Raw genomic sequence first — 17817 nt, forward strand, 5'->3', positions numbered from 1 at the left:
ATTAATTATTTAAACTCTGGCTGCCAAATAAGAGCAACCTCTTCTTCTGTCTTTTTTTCAATATTTTCTGACTTTTCTTTCAAACCAATACGGGCCAATTCCTCTTTTACCATTTGAAACCGGTCCCACTCCGGAGGGCCGTCGCAGCCAGTACCGTTGTGCCAGAGATGGCGAACTACATGTATATTAAGCAGCGCCGGCAGATTTTGCTGCAACTCTGCCGTATGACGCATGATAAGCCACGGATCATCGGTGATTTCAACGGCGGACATTTTAAAGGCCTTGGCCAGATCTGTCGCGGTCCAGTGTCTTCGCACCTTAACTTCTGTTAGTACCGAAAGATTATTATCCAGACAAATAAAAAGTATGGGCGCTTTTTTAAAAGCCGCAAAGGCCGTGGCGGCCATAACATAATCCTCTTCCAGGGCAGCATCACCCATAATTGATAGAATCTTTTCTTTGCTGTCTTTTCCCAACGCATACCCTACCGCGATGGGAACCTGCGTGCCCAAAAGACCATCATGTCCCACCATACCTATTTTAGGCGAATGAATTGATGCTGAACCACCCATACCGCCTGCACAACCCGTAGGACGGTGCAGAAGTTCATCACGCAAGGCCACGGGATCGCCGCCATAAGCAAGATAAACATCATGGCAACGATGCTGGCCGAAAATCTTGGGCTGCTGGTAAACCATAGAAAGCGCTGCTGCCACTGACTCCTGTCCCACTGAAAGATAAATAGGCGCCTTGATCAACTTTTTATCAGACGCCTCTTTTACTTTCAGCTCAAAATAGCGGATAAAACAGATCCTTCTAAAAACCTCAAGATTCTCGTCTTCGCTAAAACTTTCAGAAAGACGAGAGATTTGTCCAAAGTCTTGAGACCTCATAACACACATAATACAACGAAAAATACGGTTGTCTAGTTTTTTAACAAATCCTGCTCTTGACACAAATCTGTGATATGTTTTATGCTTATTGTAGACCCTTAGGGTAGACGCCATACGGGTGAGCTGATGGATCTGGAACTTTTAACGCCTCAAAAAGTAGGCGAGGCGACTGAACTGGTAAAAAGGGTTTTTGGGAAAACGCTTCTTAGCCAAAAATTTCGCAAGCCAACTACCGGAGAGATCTATGAATACGCGATGCATGACTATAAGTCGGGTAAGGTGCCTTCCTTGGTCTTTCCCCTAAACGTAAAACACGAAGTTGTTGCCCTTAGACAATTCAGGCATGCTGCCAATCACTGGCTCTGGGAGTTCCCCGGAGGAAATCAGGTGACAGATGAATTGCCGGAAGAGGTGGCCAAACGAGAACTGCTGGAAGAAACCGGCTATGCCCCCACTCAACTAATCTTGCTAACCCCAAAACCCATTTGGTGCGAGCCGGCTGACTACGTTAATCCTTTTTATGCGTTTCTGGCCACAGACTGCAACCTTACCAGTAAACCACTGCTTGACCCCACAGAGTATCTGGAAGTTAAAACTTTTCCGCTATCCCAGTGGCTGGCCATGATCTGGGATGGAAAAATACGAGATTCCAAAACTATTGCAATCACTATGCTGGCACTTCCGCATCTTAATACAGAGGTCAGAAACTATAAATAACAACGGCCTCGACGTTACGTCGAGGCTGTTCTTTTTTTTATTCCAGAAAAAATATGAAGCGACTAGCCATGCGGCAGGGAACGTATTTTTTCAATTATATCCGAGGTGGACAGATCTCCGTGCCCGGGTATGAGGGAACGCTCCGATATCACAAGTTCTACACCGTGTTTTTGCGCTAACTCCCGTCTATAAGGAATATCCCAAGCATCGGTGTTGATGACGTATTTATCGGGTTTTAAAAGCTCCATTACCGTGCCCAAAAAGGCAAGCGGGTAACCTTCCACAGGAACATCCAGAAAGCAAAAATCTACGACCCTTAGCGATCCAACCATTTTCAGTCGGGCCTGCTCATTTAAAATCGGCCTTCCTTCTCCTTTGTTTTTTCTAATTAAGGCATCATGGGCTACCTCGACCACCAGTATATCGCCAAGTTTTTTACACTTCTCAAAAAAAGCAACGTGCGCCGCGTGAAGGAGGTCAAACGCTCCGGAAACAAAAACTATGACTTGGCCCCGGAACTTACTTCTTACCAGAGGCAAATCTCTATACTCTATGAAAGTCCCCAGATCCTTGACAGCCATTACCTCTTCCGCCTCTTTAAAATGTGGTCACGATACCATTGGATTGTTTTTTGAAGACCTTCGTCTAATGAAATCTGCGGACTCCAGCCAAGCTTTTCACCTGCTTTAGAAATATCAAGCTTAAGTTTAGTCGGAATAGTTGGTCCAGCTGGATCAAAGTGAATTCTAACCATTCTGCCTGATAAACCAATAATCTTATCGGCAAGGGCCCGAACCGAAATTGTCTCACCCAGCCCAACATTAAAAATTTCATAAGCAGAACTCTGTTTGTCTATGGCCATTTCAAGAAAACGGGTCAGATCCGCAACATAAAGCAAGTCTCTTTCCTCACTGCCATCACCGCCCAGAGTAAACACTCTACCTTCAGGCGTTTCCAGCGCGCGGGTAATGACTGTTGCGGTAACGTGCGCGCCCTCAGAGCCGAACTTGTCGTAAGGACCGTAAATGTTGGAGTGTCTCACTACGGTAAATTTGTTTCTTCCGAGACGCGCAAAGAATTCGCACTGCTTCTCGGAAAAAATCTTCATCCAGGCTCCCCCAAAATATTTCTCATACGGACCTTGGTTCAGGTCCAGATCTTCTTCTTTAAGAATACGTCCCGTATTCATCTGATAAACCACAGCACAGCTAAGAAATACTACGTGCGGTACACAATAGTCAAAGGCAGATCTTAACACCCAAGAATTCATAACCGCATTATCGGTCACATGAATTTCGGGACGGCTAACAATATCCTTAACACCCGAAGTTATGGCTGCTGCCATAATAAGAACGTCATATTTCTCCCTAAGAAGCCGGGTTACGTCCTCCTGTCTGGTTAAATCCGCCGCAATCAGTCTGGGAGAAAGGGTTAAATCCCCGCGATCGGTAGCAAAAGTTCCGTACACATCAAGGTCGTCTCTTTGCGATAGCGCCTCAAAAAAATTTCTGCCTATAAAACCAGAAGCGCCGCAAATAAGTACACGCCGTTTTTTCATACGATGGACCTCACCGTGCCGCCATCAACATCAATACAGGTGCCGGTGATGAAGTTAGCGACCGGAGATGCCAAAAAAACCACAAGATTGGCAACGTCCTCCAAGGTGCCGAGTCTGGACAGAGGGTTTTTCTTTTTATCTGTCTCCTCTGTTTTTCTTGCGGCCTCCTCCTCGCTTATACCCTCTCGTAGGGCGCGTTTCTTTACGTTGGTATCCCATCCTCCACCCCTCAAAGTGCTTGGACAGATAGCATTTACCAAGATGTTGTACTGCCCCAGCTGATTGGCAAGGTGCTTGGAAAGATTCAACAAGGCGGCTTTAGCCGCAGAGTAATGCGGATTATAGCCACCCGGTTGACGAGCAGGCACCGAGGATATATTTATAATCCTTCCATTTCCTGATTTTTGGAGCCAAGGTAACGCCTCGCGTGAAAAATACACCGCACTCATAAAATTAAGCTCGTAGGCCCTGATCCAATCTCTGTCTTTCAAGTCACAAAATCCGCCAAAACTTTCTGCGCCGCCCACGTTATTAACCAGAACATCCAGAGATCCAATTGCTGATATCAACCCCAAGGGCGAGAATAAGGCCATGGCTTCCTCTGACTTGGTAGCGTCTAGAACACACGTAAAAATTGTTTTAGAACAGCTGTTTTCAACGCCGCAAAGTTCCTCTCTAGCTTTCCTAAGCGACTCTGCATCACGCCCACAAATTACTACCCGTGCTCCTTCAGCCACAAAGGCGCGCGCAATAGCTTTCCCAACACCCCGGCTTCCACCAGTAATCAATACCGTACGGTTTTTAAGATTAAGGTTCATATCATTCCCTCGTTAAGGTGCTTATATACTAATAAAACATCCTGTGACAAAAATCAAGTCACGCCCTTGACAGGAAAACCGAGTAAGGATAATATAAATTGTCCGTACTTTGTCATTACAACACAACGACGGGGGTAACCAATGCTCCACAGGCCCGTACCAATCGGTGAATTAATTTATCTAGTGGATCCGGTCTTTGGTAAAACTCTTGCCAAGCAAAGATTTCGTCACCCTACTACCGGCGAAGAATACGACTACATCTTTCTTCACGGAACAGCTCGTTGGTCCTCCATGGTAATGCCCATAACCGAAGATGGAAAAGTTGTCATAGTCTATCAATTCCGTCATGGCGCCAACGACTATATTTATGAATTCCCCGGAGGTAACGCGGATGGTGCAGAGTCTCCAATAGAGGTGGCCGCAAGAGAACTAACGGAAGAGACCGGATTTGTGGCTAAGAAAGTTTTGCCGCTGGTGCCAGAAAACATATTCATTGAACCGGTCAGCAGTATGGGAAGACTTTATGTGTATTTAGCGGTTGGCTGTCAAAAAGTAAAAGAGCCGACCCTTGATCCTTACGAATTTTTAGAAATCCAATGTTTCCCTCTGGAAAAGTGGTTTCAAATGATTCGGCAGGGAACGATCGTAGACATGAAAACCGTTGCTATAACCCATCTGGCAGAACCCCTGCTTAAAGAAGTTGGATACTAGATAAATCCGCAGCTGACTACTGCGGTTATTAATTTGTTTGGTTCTTTGCTCCGAACTAAATTTCACTAAGCTCTGGCGGCGCCAACCTCCACTTAATAAGAAAAAGTACGCCCAGCAAGCCAACCGGTTGAGGGTCTGTCTTCGTAAACATATCTATAAACTCACTTGGGGTAGCGGTTAAAACCTCTATGCCCTCCTCGGCTTGGACGCTACCTTTGTTTTTTTTTGCATTGCGGCCAAAAAAAACATGTATGTTGTCATTGATCCTATCGGCCGCCCCCAAAGCATTACCGACAAACTGCAGGTTAGAACAGACATAACCGGTTTCTTCTAAAAGTTCTCTCTGGGCGGCCTCCAGCGGAGATTCGCCCTGCTTTATTCCGCCTGCCGGTAATTCCAAAACAATCCTGTTGACTACCGGCCTAAACTGCCGTACCAAAACCATCTTCCCCTCTTCTGTAAAAACAGCCAGCACCACGCTTTGGGGAACATTAAGACGATAAATCGGTTTGCCGCATAAGGCAGGGAGATTTGGATATTCCTCGCTCTCTATATCAAACCAGTCAGTATGCAAAACAACTATTTTATTGGGCATAATGTATTTATCTTCCGGGCGTATTTAAATCGCCCTTATCTTTTCAATAAGTTTTGTCGTTGACACTTGATCAAATTTTTTAGGGCAGCGTCTTTTAAGAACAGCAAACTTTATCCCTAATTTTTGGATAAGGTGCCTACGGGTAGGTATATCAAAAGCGTCTTCGTTGACTACGTAGACATCGGGTTTAAGCCTGCGAAACATTTCCTCCATAAAACCAAGCGGCCGTCCCTTGGGGGCGGAAGACACAAGACAATAATCAACGGGTTTCAGGGAGTTTATCATTTTTGCCCGCATGTGGTGATTGAAGATGGGACGCTTTTCACCCTTGATGTCGCGTATGGAGACATCATCCCCGACGGCCACCACCAAAATATCTCCTTGCTTTTTGCAGTCTTCCAAAAATAAAACATGGCCGGGATGGGTCAAATCAAAAGTGCCGGAGCAAAAAACAATGGTTTTATGACGATGCTTACGTCTAACTTCGGCTAATTTATTTATGCTGATTAGTGACGCCATTTTGGTAAAAATCCTATTATCTCTGGCAGAATACCTCGCGGCTTTGCCGCGAGGATGAATGCCAGCCCGGAGTCCCGGCTTGCCGGGACGGAGGAGATAACCCCGACGGTGTCGTCCGATTTCAGGACGCGTATTCCATCAGGAATACCGCGCAGCTTGGGAAGTCAGACTTCCCTTGCTGCGCGGTCGGTTATTTAAACAGCGCTTCAATCCGTTTAGCGATGGATTCGGCGTCTAGTTTGTGATATTCCAGCACCTCCTGATTCTGACCGCACACGGGAATTTCCTCTACCCCAAGATTAACAACTTTGGGGTGAATCGTAAACGCCTTAGCAACGGCGCTGGAAAGTAATGTCCCCTGCCCCAAGGTAACATAGTGATCGTCAATTGTTATTATGATACGAAAAGAAGCAAGATGCTGAAGAAACCATTTCTCGTCAACCCGATTTAGCCAAGGAAAATTGATAACGGCGGCTGATATTCCTTTGAACATAAGAAGATCGGCGGCTTTTACAGCTTCGCTAAGCATCACCGGGCCATAAGCAAATATGGCCGCATCTTTACCGTCCCGAAGCACTACTCCTTGCCCTATATGTAACTCGTATGTTTCCGGTAACTCGTACGGAGTCTCGCAGGGAATACTAACTAGTCGGATATAGGTTGATTCCGGATTTTTCTCAACGGCCCAGCGCAGGGTCAACCGCGTTTCTTTTTCATTACAGGGTTGGATAAGCGTCAGGCCCGGAATAGCGCCGAGTGCCGAAATTCCGCGTACTGACTGATGAGAGTGTCCGGGCGTTCCCGGAAGAAGTCCGGCCAGCGAACCTGTATAAATAATTTTTGTCTTCTCCGTAGCGTTGTTATAAAAATGTTCGTTGGGGCGGGTAGAAAGAAAACACTCAAAGGAATGCACCACAGGAAGCATGCCCTTAAGTGCCATACCTCCAGCCAGAGACACCATGTCCTGTTCGGCAATGCCGCACTCAACGTAGCGTTCCGGAAACTCTTTTTTAAATGGAATAAGGCCGGTATCCAACACCAGGTCTGCATCCATCGCAACGACCTCTTTTCGCTCACTCGCTATTTTTACAAGTTCGTCTGTATAAGCGGTTATAAGTTTCTGCGCATGGGGCGCTGGCGCGACTCGGGGCGGTATTTCTTTTGTTTCCAAAACAACCGGCGCTTCGCCCCAAACAGCAAGATGATTGTTGATGCGATCCGTAAGTTCTTTTACGGCCGCCTCGTAGTGCTCAGGACTTGGTGCGCCGCTATGGAATTTATAAAGACCGTCTTCTCCTAACCTTTCCATAAACGACACCCCTTTCCCTTTAATGGTATCCGCAATAAGAATTTGGGGCCGATCTTGGACGCTTTTGAAGTGCGCCAAAATTTCGGCAAGTTTATGAAAGTCGTGGCCGTCGGAACGAGCCACTACCCACCCAAAGGATCGGAATTTATCTTCAAGGTTTCCAAGATCGCTGGTTTCTTTTATATGACTATCGGACTGCATTTTGTTGTGATCCACAATTACGGTAATTTCTGCAAATCCGCCATTTACAGTTGGCTGCAAAGACTCCCAAACTTGGCCCTCCTGCAGTTCTCCGTCGCCGGTAAGCACGTAAAGCCTTCCGGACTTTCCTTGGAGTCTATTGGCCAGAGCCATTCCGCGCGCTTTAGAAATCCCCATGCCTAAGGAGCCTGTGTTGGCCATCACGTAAGGCGTGTCTATATCAGGGTGTCCGGGCAGACCGCCAAGACGCCGTAACTTATGGACGTATTCATACGGTAATTTCTCAAGGCCAATTAGCAAAGAGTATAATGCCGGCGCGTCATGGCCTTTGGAAGAAAAGTAAGTGTCGCTAGGATTTGCGTCCTTGTCATTCGGGTTTTGCATCTCCTCCAGCCACAACCAGGTCAAAATATCCATACAGCTAAAACTCGTTCCTATATGTCCGGAACCGGCCTCCATAATCATGGAAAGAGTATTTAGCCGGAAAACATCTGCCAGAATCTGGGCGCGCAAAAACGGGTCCGTGATTATCTCCCGGATACGACTCATTTCCCGAGGTGGAACATATTTGATATTTATCATTTTGGTTATTATCTCAATATAACGTTTACTCCCCCTTCGTAGTATCACTGTCCAGAACAAAATTAAAGGGCTCCTAACGGGGCCCCTAACTTGGCTTTAAAAATAATTTACTAACCCTTCTTGCGGGCAACAGAAACCTGTGCAGCAAAATGCTCCGCGGCTTCGGAAATCTCTTTCCAAGCATTACGACTCACAACATCCTGTTTGACCATTCCTCCGCTAATAACAAACAAGTAGCCTTCCTGTAAAAACCAAGCAGCATTATCAAGATTGATGCCGCCGGTTACGGCAAATCCAGTCCGCGGAAAACATCCCCGGAATTGTTGCAGACGTAAAGTACTATCACGGACATCAAGCGGGCTTGGCATAAAAAGTTTTATCGCTAACGGATTATAGGGTAGAAGGGAACGTACTTCTTCTTGTGTTTCCGCGGCCGGCATCACTAAGATACCTTTAGTGTTGGCAGCTTTCACGACTTCTATGGCTGCGGCATTACTTACCACAAACTGAGCGCCATAAGCATGGGCCAAGCTTACGTCTTCTGCTGTCTGCAGCGTACCGCATCCAATCAAAAATCTTGTGCCGGCCAAAGCTCTTCGTATCTCACGGATCGCTTCAAAACGTCCTATGGGAATCTCACTCAAAACGGGTCTATAAAGAATTTCCATGGCAGGGATTCCGCCCTCCAGTAAAGCACGAGCAATTTCAACGTAGTTTCCAACGGTTGTTTCTACGTTAACAGTGGGGAGTACCCCCACTTTTGTCAGGCGCTCCAAAACCGCAACCCTTTCCGGCCAACTTGTCATCCCCAACTCCCCCTTTAAGTGAAAAACAGCTAAAACTAGCTGTTGCACATAAATAACTAGGTGTCAATGGTTGACACTGGTGCAAAAAACTGGCGTGTAAATACGCCAGTCACTGTAGGTGTTGCTGAAAGCAACACTTGGCCTTTTTAGCCCCTCCAGCCCGGAGGAGGCACGCAGCCACTCTGGCCTGGAAAAGGATTGGGGTCGTAAATTTTCGGACGATTCGCAAGATCAATACCCTTGGCCTTCAGCCCCTCACGGTCATCGTAATAGATCGTGAGAACGGCATTCGGCGTCTCGGTTGCCTTATCAAAGCGTACTCGAACAACCCGATGCCCAACCTGATGACCAAAACCAGTACCGATGTTCTGCGCTCGCCCCTGAAGCTCCGACAAACCAGACGTGGTGCTCTTGACAGAGCGCAACTTCTCGCCAAACCTACGGGTCACATTCGGCTCATCCATAAAATAGTAGTCCGGCCGCACAGGAACTGGCGGCTTTTCGTAAAACACGGCACAGCCAATGACTCCCACATCTGTCGGCTTACCCATTTGAGCCGCATACGATTCCCCGAAGGTGGTTGAAAACAAAAACTGGGCAACGGTTTCATCGTTTAGGCGCCACCCGGGAATGACAATGCTAGAAAAACCATCTACCACATAACCGCTTGACTTATAATTTCCGGTTTTCCCATCCATGACTGAAAGCCCATCAACTGTAATTACGGCCAAAAGTCTCCGAGCAGAATGGTTATGAAATTGTAAAGAGTAGGCAGAACCCTTTCTCCCTTCTACATAGGTTCTACCTTCGTGTAGGTACTCTTTAATCGCACTGCCATAAACCAGCACGTCTAACTCAAAACCCCCAAAACCTTCTCCGTAAAACCAATGCTGCACTGGTTCACTCCTCTCCGGTGGACTTCTGCCCGGACCACCCGGGACTTCTGCCACCACTGGAGTTTTTAACTCCAGCGATCTGGAGGATGATGACATCCTTCCAAGTCGCTGGAGTCAAAAAATTCAATAAATCCCCCCACCTTCCCAGCAGGGTATTGGACCCCGCGGGAAGGATTTCTACGGCGCCCATTCGTCCCCGCAGCAAGGGAAGTCTGACTTCTCAAGCTGCGGGGTATTCTAGGAAGGTGGGGGGATAAAAGAGCCAGACCGTATATTACTTAGAGTATAGCAAATAAAATAATCCCTGTCAATTAAAAAAATATACCGCCGCAGGGCGGTATATTCCTTTAAAATTCCCTTGTTGAATGATAATCTATGCTCACCTGTTTCCATTCCGAGTAAAAATCCAGAGCAGCAAATCCGGGCTCGCGCCAGCCATTGCCTGAAATTCCTAACCCCCCAAAAGGAACATGCGGCTCTGACCCATGCGTAGGGCCATTAACCCGCACTACTCCCCCTTGAAACTCGTTAATAAATTCCTGCGCCCGATCCATATTTTTGGTATGAATAGCGGCGGTAAGCCTAAAGGGTGAGCTCTTGGCCAGCATCACTGCCTCGCTAAAATACTTCGCCCTATAAATACAGACCACCGGCCCAAAAAGTTCGCTTTGAGAAATGTCATCATCAGGAGACACACTGGAAATTACAGTTGGCTCCATAAAATATCCGGGTCTATCTACTCTGTTACCGCCAGAAAGCAGTTCTGCTCCCCGCGAAACTGCAGAATTAACCGCTTTCAAAATCGCATTTAGGCGCGGCTCGCTAATAATAGCGCCGAAATCATCAGTATCGTTAGTTCCCGCCCGCAGCTGTTTTACCTTTTCCAAAAATAAACGCAGAAAATCATCATAAATGGTATTCATCACAATAATGCGGCTGGCCGCGGCGCAGCGCTGTCCGGCGTCCACAAAAGCTGACTTGACCGCCCACTCCACTGCCCGATTAAGATCCGCGTCGTCGCAAACCACAAAAGGATTCTTTCCTCCAGCCTCTATAAGAACTTTGGCCAGACGATTGGCTGTTTCTTTTAGTATGAATCTGGCTGTTTCTACCGAGCCCGTAAAACTGACAAATTTAACATTGCGGTCAGCAATCAGCGGAGCCCCAACGCCGCTTCCCGATCCTTGCACTACTGATATCACATCAGCCGGCACACCCGCTTCCCTAAAAATCTTGGCGTACAAAACCGGCGTATAGGGCGTGTATTCGTGGGCCTTGATCACCACAGCGTTGCCGCAAAGAAGCGCGGGAAAAAGCTTCCAAGCAATACCAGCCGCAGGATTATTAAAGGGGGTAATCAGCGCGCCCACGCCCATACTCTGTCGTATCAGAGAAATAGTTCTTCTGTCGGCGCCGCTCGGGAGCACTACTCCGTTGTAACGCTGTCCTTCTCCAGCAAAGAAAAATCCGCACTCTACTGCTGCTTCAATTTCAGAACGCGCATCTTTCTTTGATTTTCCGCACTCCTGCGCTATGACTTCCGCCAACTCCTCTTTTCTCTCTTGAATCAAGAGGGCGGCCTGACGAAGTATTTTGGCGCGATCCAAAACCGGTATTTTACGCCAACGTTCATACCCGCGATGGACCCCCCCTATAGCTTTTTCGGCATCCTCGGCTGTGCCCCCAGCCACTTCAGTAAGTTTCTCTCCGGTGGCTGGATCATACTTATCAAAAAACTTGCCGCGCTGCGGCTCTGTTTCCCGATCATCAATCCAGTGAAGTACTTTTTTTGGATAGTCCATAAGTCTAACCCTGTTTTAGAGTGCTGTTTAAAACTTGTAGCATAAATCTATCTTGCTGTCCAACCCCCATCAATAACTAAGGCGGAGCCTGTCATGTATGAGGAGGCGTGGTGTGATGCGAGAAACAAAATAGCCGCATTGTATTCATGCTCTTCGGCCATACGGCCAAGGACGGTACGTTTGCTGTACTCCTTAAGGAAAATCTCGTTTTGTCCGGCATAAACGCCGCCGGGAACAAGGGTGTTTACGCGGACCGGAATCCCAGATTGTCTGCAGTATTCCGCAAGCCATCTGGTAAAATTTAAAACCCCGGCTTTGGCCACGCTGTAGGTTATGGGTTTATAAAATTCTTCTCCATTTTCTCTACGAAAATCGTACACGGATTGATCCGGAGCAACCAGACCATAGGTGGAAGAAATATTTATAATGCTCCCCTTCTTTCCTGATGTTTTAATGTGGCGGATAAATTCCTGCGATACAAAGTGGGCACCGGTTAGGTGAGAATGAAGAACTTCATGCCAAGCATCTTCCGGATAGTCTTCGTAAGGACCGTTGACGGCCGCAGAAGCATCAGGAGACGCGTCCAGGCCGGCGTTATTTACTAAAATTGTAGGAACCCCAAAACGCGCCACCACCTCCCTAAACCCCCTTGCTACTTCCTGCTTTTTAGTAATATCAACTTTATGACAGGAGACAGAGAAACCGCCTTCCTGCAGGGCCCGAATTTTTTGACTGGGAATGTCTTTTAAATCAAAAATGGCTACAGCCGATCCTGCCCCAACTAATGCTTTTGTAAATTCGCCCCCCAACCTTCCCATGCCGCCGGTAACAACTGCTATCTCACCGGTTAAATCAAAAAGGTTTCTGTACAAGGAATCTTTTATTTTTATGTCCAGGTCGGGACGAATTTCTTTGGCGCGTCGGGCCGCCCTTTCCTGTAAAATGGCCTCGGCGCGTTCAAAGTCTTTTTCCGTATCTATATCTACGGCTTCGTCAATAACGTGATAACGGACCCGGTCTCCAGCCATAGACTTATTTTCTACTAAAGTTTTCCAGCGTATAGCCGAGGAATCAATGTAAAAATAAGCTCGGGGGTAAGACTGACGAGGCTTGTTGTAGGCATCTCTGATGCCGGTAAAAGATTCTGTTAGAAACGGCTCAATAGCGTCTCCTTTTATACGCCACATTTTGTAAGGATGCTTGGCCGGCTCCATAATGGTGTAAGCAGAATCGGCCGTTGGATCGTCCAACAGCAGTTTAATCGTTGCGTCAACATCTTCGGTGCGGCAAATAGGAGAAGTGGGCGGAAGACGAACAATAACATCGGCCTTCCATCCCTCGTTTTCTGCCAGCCACACGGCCGCATGATGTAACCAATCAAAATCCGGCACATGATCTTCGGCCAGCTCCTTGGGACGCAAAAATGGAGTTTCGGCTCCATAACGCCTTCCAATTTCGGCATATTCCGGGGAGTCGGTTGATAAAACTACCCGCGTAAGGTATTGGGAACGTTTGGCCGCCTCAATGATCCAAGACAGAAGCGGTTTCCCTAAAAGCGGCTTTATGTTTTTGTGCGGTATGGTTTTGGAACCGGAACGCGCTCCAACTACTCCAAGAATTTTTAGATTTTGGAACTCGGTCATATGGTGTTAAGCCCCACCCTCCTTCTTAGAAGCTCTTCGGCTATTAAAAAATCTATATCAGAATCAATATCTATAGCATCGGTTTTGGGTATTAAATGATACCTGACTTTTTTGCCGGCCATAGACTTTTCTTCTACCAGAGTTTTCCAGCGAAGCGCAATCACATCCACGTGCTGATACGCCTTGGGGAAAGCTTGACGCGGCATATTATGGGCATCTTTAAAGCCGGTAAATTCTTCTGATAAAAACGGTTCCAGATACTCGCCCTTAGCCCGCCAAAGTTTATAAGGATGTTTAGAGGCAGAAGTTATCGTCCGAGAAGAATCAGCCAAAGGGTCAGCGATTAAAAGTTTAACACATTCATCAATGTGTTCGGGCCGGCAAAGCGGAGTGGTGGGCGGAAGACGCAAAATTATATCCGCCTGCCAACCTTCGTTGTCACGAAGCCAAGTCGCGGCATGATACAAAAAATCAAAATCAGGAACGTGATCCTCGGCCAGTTCCTTAGGTCGTAAAAAAGGCATCTCGGCTCCATAACTTTTAGCAATTTCCCCGTACTCCGGAGAGTCTGTGGAAATTATGAGGCGTGTTACGTACCCCGATGCATTGGCCGCCTCAATGATCCAAGCCAGCAACGGCTTACCCAAAAGCGGTTTTATGTTTTTATGGGGTATGGAACGCGAGCCCGAGCGCGCGCCTACCACTCCCAAAACCTTTAACGATTGGTCCATATGAGATAGAACTAAACTTAAAAATAACTAGTCTCACCTCTTTTTCTCTCAAAAATATAATTAAATGTTTGTGGCCTTTTTCTTTTATAGGAGTTGGACATAACCAATCCCGCGCTATGCAGCCGTTCTTTAATTTCAGCAGCACCGGCGAGGGATTCATTAATTTCAATAAGCAGCGATTTCAGGGTGGGACTGGCCAGAGTACGCTCTGCCCCCTTAATAACACGCAGCTCTTCGCCGTCAACATCAATTTTTAAATGCGTCGGGTGCGGCAGATTAAATTTTTCTATAAAATCATCCAATCGCCAACCCAACATTGGTTGGCTAAATGCCGGATGCGGAACTCTTTGGGCAGAAGCAGAAAAGTCACTTAGTTCGTGCAGGGCATGTCCCGGAGAAATATCTGAATAATGAAAATAAAAAATCTCTGTTCTATCGGCCAGCGCCACCGGCAGAGGTATAATTTTATCTCCGCACTTATTCAAAATTAAATTCTGGACGAGCGCATCAAAAGTGGAAAATCCGGGTTCAAAAGCATAAATTCTGCCCTGCCCCGCCGTGACGGTCCAAGCGATCAATGAATAGGCACCAACGTTGGCGCCAATGTCATACAGTATCTCACCGGGACGAAAATTATTTTCAAGCCAAGCCACAGTTTCCGGCTCTCGCTGACAGGATTTAAGGTGATCAAGTTGACTGTAAGATTTAACTTCCATCACCAACGGTCTTTTGGCGTAATCCAATATGCCCAGACCCTTCAATGCCCAGGAAAGGGGCCTCCAACCCGACCCTTCTATCATAAACTTAATATTATGCCCCCAAAGCCGTAAAACTCTCCTTAGGGTTTTGGGGATTAAAAGACGTAGCATACCTTTAAATCACTTTATTAGAGATATCACTGTATCAAAAATCCGCTGGGATGCGCCCCCAATCGGCCCCACCAAGGTCTCTACCAAACGCCGCCTGCCCTCTTCGTGAAGTTTGGGATTTTCTAAATAAGTTTTAACAGCCTGAATCAATTCTTTTTCGTTTCGCACTTTCCATACGCCGCCTGTTTCTTCCACGTCTTTATAGTGCACGGTGTTAGCCAGCGTTACCGAAAGCTTATTCTGCCACGGCAGTTTATCTTCATCATAACCATTAAAAGCGGCAAGGATAATCGGACGATTAAAAATGGCTGCTTCCAAAGCAATGGTAGAACCAAGGTTTATAGTAACGTCGCTCAACCTCAAAACATTCAGGAGCAACTTTACATCGTCCCATCCGAACTTGAAATCTTTACCAAAATCAAGAATGGGAATCTTAGCCGCCTCCCCCTGCAAAATAATGTTGTCATTGGGGTGCACACGTACCAAAATTTGGGCATTGCCAAATTCACCGCGCTCGCACGAGCGCTTCAGCATTAACACATGGTCCGTATAATCACGTTTATTAAGAACTGAAAGCGGCAGCCCGCCGGTAAAATAAGTTATCCAACGCTTGCCCGGATCCAGATTAAAACGTGCGGCCAGCTCTTCTCGTGACATGTGCCAAGCTGAATCAAAGTACTTCTCAAATTGCGGGAAACCTACTATCCTAATCCGTTCTCGGGGATAATCACCCAACTTGGTTGCTTCTTCCACCATATGGGGATTTTGCACCAGTAGCCTATCCGGGTGGATTCGCAAAAAAGTCTTGGAAGTAAGATTGTCCCAACTGCGCACCATACCTACAGTAGGAATGCGGCGACGCTTGGCATACTTTAACAGGGCGGTGTCTTCATCCAGAGTCAAACTGGTACCCATAACAACTGCCGGCCGGTATCGTTCAAAATACTTCTTCCATATCTGATCATCATGCAAAATATAGTACTCAAAAGAACGAAGAAGCAATTTCCATATTTTAAAATGCCCCAAGATCCAGATAAAATGCTTGAAAAGATAGTTAATCATAGATCCCCCATTGAGGTAGGCGCGTTTTTGACGAAACTGAATGGTGGGAGTGGCAATACTGGCATAGCAGATAAGATTTAAAAAACGCCGCAGGGGCTTTTGGGCTGTTTGAATATCGGGAACCGGCTCTATTGTCTGGTTTTTTTGCGAGAATTTATTTTTACAGAACTCGTACTTAACCGCCTCCACAAAAAACACCACCCGCATATCCTGTTTTTCCTGAAGAAAACGGTAAAAATCACTTACTAAAAAATTTCTTATTTCCAGCCCGGTTAAGGCCGTTACAAAAATTGTTCTCATAACAAAATTTATAATTTAACCTCCTGCAGGTGATGCATTTTATGAAAATATGACGCGGGGTTTGCTAAAAGCTCCTCCGGCGTTCCCTCCTCTACGATCTTGCCCTGATCCAATACCAAAAGCCGATCCACGTGCTTTACGGTGGAAAGACGGTGGGCAATAATTATGACCGTAACTTCTCCTTTAAGCTTTTCTATGGCCCGCTGAATAGCGCTTTCCGACTCGCTGTCCAAGGCGCTGGTGGCTTCATCCAGAATTAAAACTGCGGGACGGCGCGCCAAAATACGCGCGAGAGCCACACGCTGCCTCTGCCCTCCGGAAAGCATAGTGCCGCGCTCTCCTACCAAAGTTTCAAAATCATGAGGCAAACTTTTTATAAAATCATAAATTTGGGCGCGCTCGGCGGCTTCTGCTACATCTTTATCTTGTAGAATACGATCATAAAAAATAATATTTTCTTTAATGGTATCATTTAAAAGGAACGGGTCCTGCGCCACGTACCCGATATTTTTACGCCAGCTTATTAAATCAAATTCTTTACTCAAAATACCATCTACAACTACAACGCCACTGCTGGGATCATAAAGCCGCATCAAGATATCGGCCAGAGAAGTTTTGCCCGCACCAGACGGCCCCATTAAACCCACAACTTCCCCTTTTTTTATACGTAAATTAATGTCCGCCAGCACCGGGGCTCTTGACGACGGATAGGAAAAAAATACGCTCTGCAGTAATAGTTCCCGCTCCATTACAAACGGTTTTCCTTTTATCACCTCTTCACGCTCTTGGGCCAAAGCCTCTTTGAAACGTACCACATGCGTTGCATGCGGAATCGTGTCATTGATGAGATGGAGTGCGGTCTGGCCGTTATTTAAATAAAGAAAGATCCTTTGGATAAGAAAAAGGGTGGCAGCAAATACTTGAATGTTAAATCCCGGCGCTTTATACGCCACAGCAAAGGCGTAAGCCACAAATACAATACTGATGGGTTCAAACGCCACACCCGTGAAGGTGGCGAGGATCGCACGCTTTAATTCCAGAATCCTTCTTTGAGCAAAATAAGCAAAGCCGCGGACACGTACGGCTTCTTCACTGGCTGTACTTTTGACGGTTTTCATCCCTAGGGTATGTTCCGTCACAAACTGCGAAATATCTTTGTTCAAACTGGCACCGGCTTGGCCCAACTTTCTGGTTTTTCGCACCAAGGGACGAAATAAAAAAAGGAGAAAGGCACCGGCAACAACTATCATCAAGGTAAGCCGCGGCTCTGCCGCAAAAGCAAAAGCAGACAAAATAACTATGCTTAGAAAAGAGAGAAGGACCAGAGCCAACGATTCCAGAAGTTTCCCCGCCGAATCAACGTCCCGAAAAATTACATCATTCACATAGCCAACTTTTTGGGTACCGAAAAAAGACCAACGGGAACGAAGCATATAAGAAATAATTTCTGTGGTGGTGCGCTCTTTGAAATCGGCGCGGATATAGGCGCTTAAATACCCAAAAATCATAAGAATCACTGCCCGGGCCATAAAAAGAACAACAATGCCCAGCAGCAGGTATTTCAGGGTAAAGGGGATGGAAAAAAATTTAAAAATCAGGGCAATATAGCGCGCAATTCCTCCGGCCGAAGATTCACCCGCATCTCCTATCACAAAGGATAGAAACGGTATAACCGCGCCAATCCCGATACCGGCAATTAAGCTGGATAAAAAACCAAGCACTCCGAGGAGTGCGATATACCATTTGTAGCCGCCAAAGGCCTTACGCAGTAATGCAAAAGTTGGGATGGGTTTTGCTTCCATGTG

At 46.7% G+C, this 17817-nt stretch carries 18 protein-coding genes; 3 read left to right on the forward strand and 15 right to left on the reverse strand.

The genetic code is table 11. The annotated features are described in order from the left end of the window. Nucleotides 1-5: 5 nt before the first annotated feature. Complete coding sequence (locus HYW89_00715; protein QQG45446.1) at nucleotides 6-1007, reverse strand: hypothetical protein; 1002 nt, start codon at nucleotides 1005-1007, stop codon at nucleotides 6-8. Between the two features lie 12 nt (nucleotides 1008-1019). Here HYW89_00715 and HYW89_00720 point away from each other — a divergent pair, with 12 nt between their 5' ends. Further along, on the forward strand, nucleotides 1020-1610 hold the full coding sequence (locus HYW89_00720; GenBank protein QQG45447.1) for an NUDIX hydrolase: 591 nt from the start codon (nucleotides 1020-1022) through the stop codon (nucleotides 1608-1610). A gap of 62 nt (nucleotides 1611-1672) precedes the next feature. Here the strand turns inward: HYW89_00720 and HYW89_00725 are convergent, their stop codons facing one another. Genes HYW89_00725 through HYW89_00735 form a run of 3 tightly spaced genes read right to left on the reverse strand, consistent with a single transcriptional unit; the run spans nucleotide 1673 to nucleotide 3986 of the window. Continuing rightward, nucleotides 1673-2191, reverse strand: coding sequence for an adenylyltransferase/cytidyltransferase family protein (locus HYW89_00725; GenBank protein QQG45448.1), 519 nt, complete (start codon nucleotides 2189-2191; stop codon nucleotides 1673-1675). Next, nucleotides 2191-3168: an NAD(P)-dependent oxidoreductase gene (locus HYW89_00730; protein QQG45449.1), complete on the reverse strand. Its 978-nt coding sequence runs from the start codon at nucleotides 3166-3168 to the stop codon at nucleotides 2191-2193. The genes HYW89_00725 and HYW89_00730 overlap by 1 nt, the downstream gene beginning before the upstream one ends. Then, on the reverse strand, nucleotides 3165-3986 hold the full coding sequence (locus HYW89_00735) for an SDR family oxidoreductase (protein ID QQG45450.1): 822 nt from the start codon (nucleotides 3984-3986) through the stop codon (nucleotides 3165-3167). Before HYW89_00735 ends, HYW89_00730 begins: the two co-directional genes overlap by 4 nt. Nucleotides 3987-4127: 141 nt before the next feature. Here HYW89_00735 and HYW89_00740 point away from each other — a divergent pair, with 141 nt between their 5' ends. After that, nucleotides 4128-4697, forward strand: a complete 570-nt coding sequence (locus HYW89_00740) for an NUDIX hydrolase (GenBank protein ID QQG45451.1) — start codon at nucleotides 4128-4130, stop codon at nucleotides 4695-4697. A 55-nt stretch (nucleotides 4698-4752) separates the two neighbouring features. On the opposite strand, the gene HYW89_00745 is transcribed toward HYW89_00740, so the two are convergent. Both HYW89_00745 and HYW89_00750 read right to left on the reverse strand, forming a co-directional pair. Next, nucleotides 4753-5292: an NUDIX hydrolase gene (locus HYW89_00745; GenBank protein ID QQG45452.1), complete on the reverse strand. Its 540-nt coding sequence runs from the start codon at nucleotides 5290-5292 to the stop codon at nucleotides 4753-4755. Between the two features lie 24 nt (nucleotides 5293-5316). Then, entirely contained in the window at nucleotides 5317-5811 is a 495-nt protein-coding gene (locus tag HYW89_00750; GenBank protein ID QQG45453.1) for an adenylyltransferase/cytidyltransferase family protein, read from the reverse strand. A 54-nt stretch (nucleotides 5812-5865) separates the two neighbouring features. Between HYW89_00750 and HYW89_00755 the strand changes: the two genes are divergently transcribed. Further along, entirely contained in the window at nucleotides 5866-6009 is a 144-nt protein-coding gene (locus HYW89_00755) for a hypothetical protein (GenBank protein QQG45454.1), read from the forward strand. On the opposite strand, the gene HYW89_00760 is transcribed toward HYW89_00755, so the two are convergent. From HYW89_00760 to HYW89_00800, 9 genes are all read right to left on the reverse strand, one after another. Continuing rightward, the gene (locus tag HYW89_00760; GenBank protein QQG45455.1) at nucleotides 6002-7903 is read right to left on the reverse strand and encodes a transketolase; all 1902 of its coding nucleotides are present in this window, start codon (nucleotides 7901-7903) and stop codon (nucleotides 6002-6004) included. The genes HYW89_00755 and HYW89_00760 overlap by 8 nt on opposite strands. A gap of 110 nt (nucleotides 7904-8013) precedes the next feature. Next, nucleotides 8014-8709, reverse strand: coding sequence for a hypothetical protein (locus HYW89_00765; GenBank protein QQG45456.1), 696 nt, complete (start codon nucleotides 8707-8709; stop codon nucleotides 8014-8016). Nucleotides 8710-8855: 146 nt separating this feature from the next. Further along, nucleotides 8856-9701 carry a hypothetical protein gene (locus HYW89_00770; protein ID QQG45457.1) on the reverse strand — a complete coding sequence of 282 codons (846 nt, stop codon included), beginning with the start codon at nucleotides 9699-9701 and terminating at the stop codon, nucleotides 8856-8858. A gap of 251 nt (nucleotides 9702-9952) precedes the next feature. Then, nucleotides 9953-11407 carry an aldehyde dehydrogenase gene (locus HYW89_00775; GenBank protein QQG45458.1) on the reverse strand — a complete coding sequence of 485 codons (1455 nt, stop codon included), beginning with the start codon at nucleotides 11405-11407 and terminating at the stop codon, nucleotides 9953-9955. A gap of 47 nt (nucleotides 11408-11454) precedes the next feature. Continuing rightward, nucleotides 11455-13050 (reverse strand): SDR family oxidoreductase, encoded by a 1596-nt coding sequence (locus HYW89_00780; GenBank protein ID QQG45459.1) that lies wholly within the window; start codon nucleotides 13048-13050, stop codon nucleotides 11455-11457. After that, nucleotides 13047-13781, reverse strand: a complete 735-nt coding sequence (locus HYW89_00785; protein ID QQG45460.1) for an acylneuraminate cytidylyltransferase family protein — start codon at nucleotides 13779-13781, stop codon at nucleotides 13047-13049. Before HYW89_00785 ends, HYW89_00780 begins: the two co-directional genes overlap by 4 nt. 17 nt (nucleotides 13782-13798) lie before the next feature. Next, entirely contained in the window at nucleotides 13799-14650 is an 852-nt protein-coding gene (locus HYW89_00790; GenBank protein QQG45461.1) for an FkbM family methyltransferase, read from the reverse strand. Between the two features lie 9 nt (nucleotides 14651-14659). Next, nucleotides 14660-16012, reverse strand: a complete 1353-nt coding sequence (locus tag HYW89_00795; protein ID QQG45462.1) for a CDP-glycerol glycerophosphotransferase family protein — start codon at nucleotides 16010-16012, stop codon at nucleotides 14660-14662. Between the two features lie 8 nt (nucleotides 16013-16020). Continuing rightward, complete coding sequence (locus HYW89_00800; protein QQG45463.1) at nucleotides 16021-17814, reverse strand: ABC transporter ATP-binding protein; 1794 nt, start codon at nucleotides 17812-17814, stop codon at nucleotides 16021-16023. Nucleotides 17815-17817 lie beyond the last annotated feature (3 nt).

It is taken from the genome of Candidatus Sungiibacteriota bacterium, assembly GCA_016432465.1.
Lineage (GTDB): Bacteria > Patescibacteriota > Minisyncoccia > Sungbacterales > HO2-52-23.

Excerpts from the sequence above, each read along its gene's own strand:
- HYW89_00770 (QQG45457.1), bottom strand. The coding sequence starts at position 9,701 with ATGTCATCATCCTCCAGATCGCTGGAGTTAAAAACTCCAGTGGTGGCA.
- HYW89_00715 (QQG45446.1), bottom strand. The coding sequence starts at position 1,007 with ATGGCGTCTACCCTAAGGGTCTACAATAAGCATAAAACATATCACAGA.
- HYW89_00745 (QQG45452.1), bottom strand. The coding sequence starts at position 5,292 with ATGCCCAATAAAATAGTTGTTTTGCATACTGACTGGTTTGATATAGAG.
- HYW89_00725 (QQG45448.1), bottom strand. The coding sequence starts at position 2,191 with ATGGCTGTCAAGGATCTGGGGACTTTCATAGAGTATAGAGATTTGCCT.
- HYW89_00780 (QQG45459.1), bottom strand. The coding sequence starts at position 13,050 with ATGACCGAGTTCCAAAATCTAAAAATTCTTGGAGTAGTTGGAGCGCGT.
- HYW89_00720 (QQG45447.1), top strand. The coding sequence starts at position 1,020 with ATGGATCTGGAACTTTTAACGCCTCAAAAAGTAGGCGAGGCGACTGAA.
- HYW89_00795 (QQG45462.1), bottom strand. The coding sequence starts at position 16,012 with ATGAGAACAATTTTTGTAACGGCCTTAACCGGGCTGGAAATAAGAAAT.
- HYW89_00730 (QQG45449.1), bottom strand. The coding sequence starts at position 3,168 with ATGAAAAAACGGCGTGTACTTATTTGCGGCGCTTCTGGTTTTATAGGC.
- HYW89_00740 (QQG45451.1), top strand. The coding sequence starts at position 4,128 with ATGCTCCACAGGCCCGTACCAATCGGTGAATTAATTTATCTAGTGGAT.
- HYW89_00765 (QQG45456.1), bottom strand. The coding sequence starts at position 8,709 with ATGACAAGTTGGCCGGAAAGGGTTGCGGTTTTGGAGCGCCTGACAAAA.
- HYW89_00750 (QQG45453.1), bottom strand. The coding sequence starts at position 5,811 with ATGGCGTCACTAATCAGCATAAATAAATTAGCCGAAGTTAGACGTAAG.
- HYW89_00800 (QQG45463.1), bottom strand. The coding sequence starts at position 17,814 with ATGGAAGCAAAACCCATCCCAACTTTTGCATTACTGCGTAAGGCCTTT.
- HYW89_00790 (QQG45461.1), bottom strand. The coding sequence starts at position 14,650 with ATGCTACGTCTTTTAATCCCCAAAACCCTAAGGAGAGTTTTACGGCTT.
- HYW89_00785 (QQG45460.1), bottom strand. The coding sequence starts at position 13,781 with ATGGACCAATCGTTAAAGGTTTTGGGAGTGGTAGGCGCGCGCTCGGGC.
- HYW89_00760 (QQG45455.1), bottom strand. The coding sequence starts at position 7,903 with ATGATAAATATCAAATATGTTCCACCTCGGGAAATGAGTCGTATCCGG.
- HYW89_00735 (QQG45450.1), bottom strand. The coding sequence starts at position 3,986 with ATGAACCTTAATCTTAAAAACCGTACGGTATTGATTACTGGTGGAAGC.
- HYW89_00775 (QQG45458.1), bottom strand. The coding sequence starts at position 11,407 with ATGGACTATCCAAAAAAAGTACTTCACTGGATTGATGATCGGGAAACA.
- HYW89_00755 (QQG45454.1), top strand. The coding sequence starts at position 5,866 with ATGAATGCCAGCCCGGAGTCCCGGCTTGCCGGGACGGAGGAGATAACC.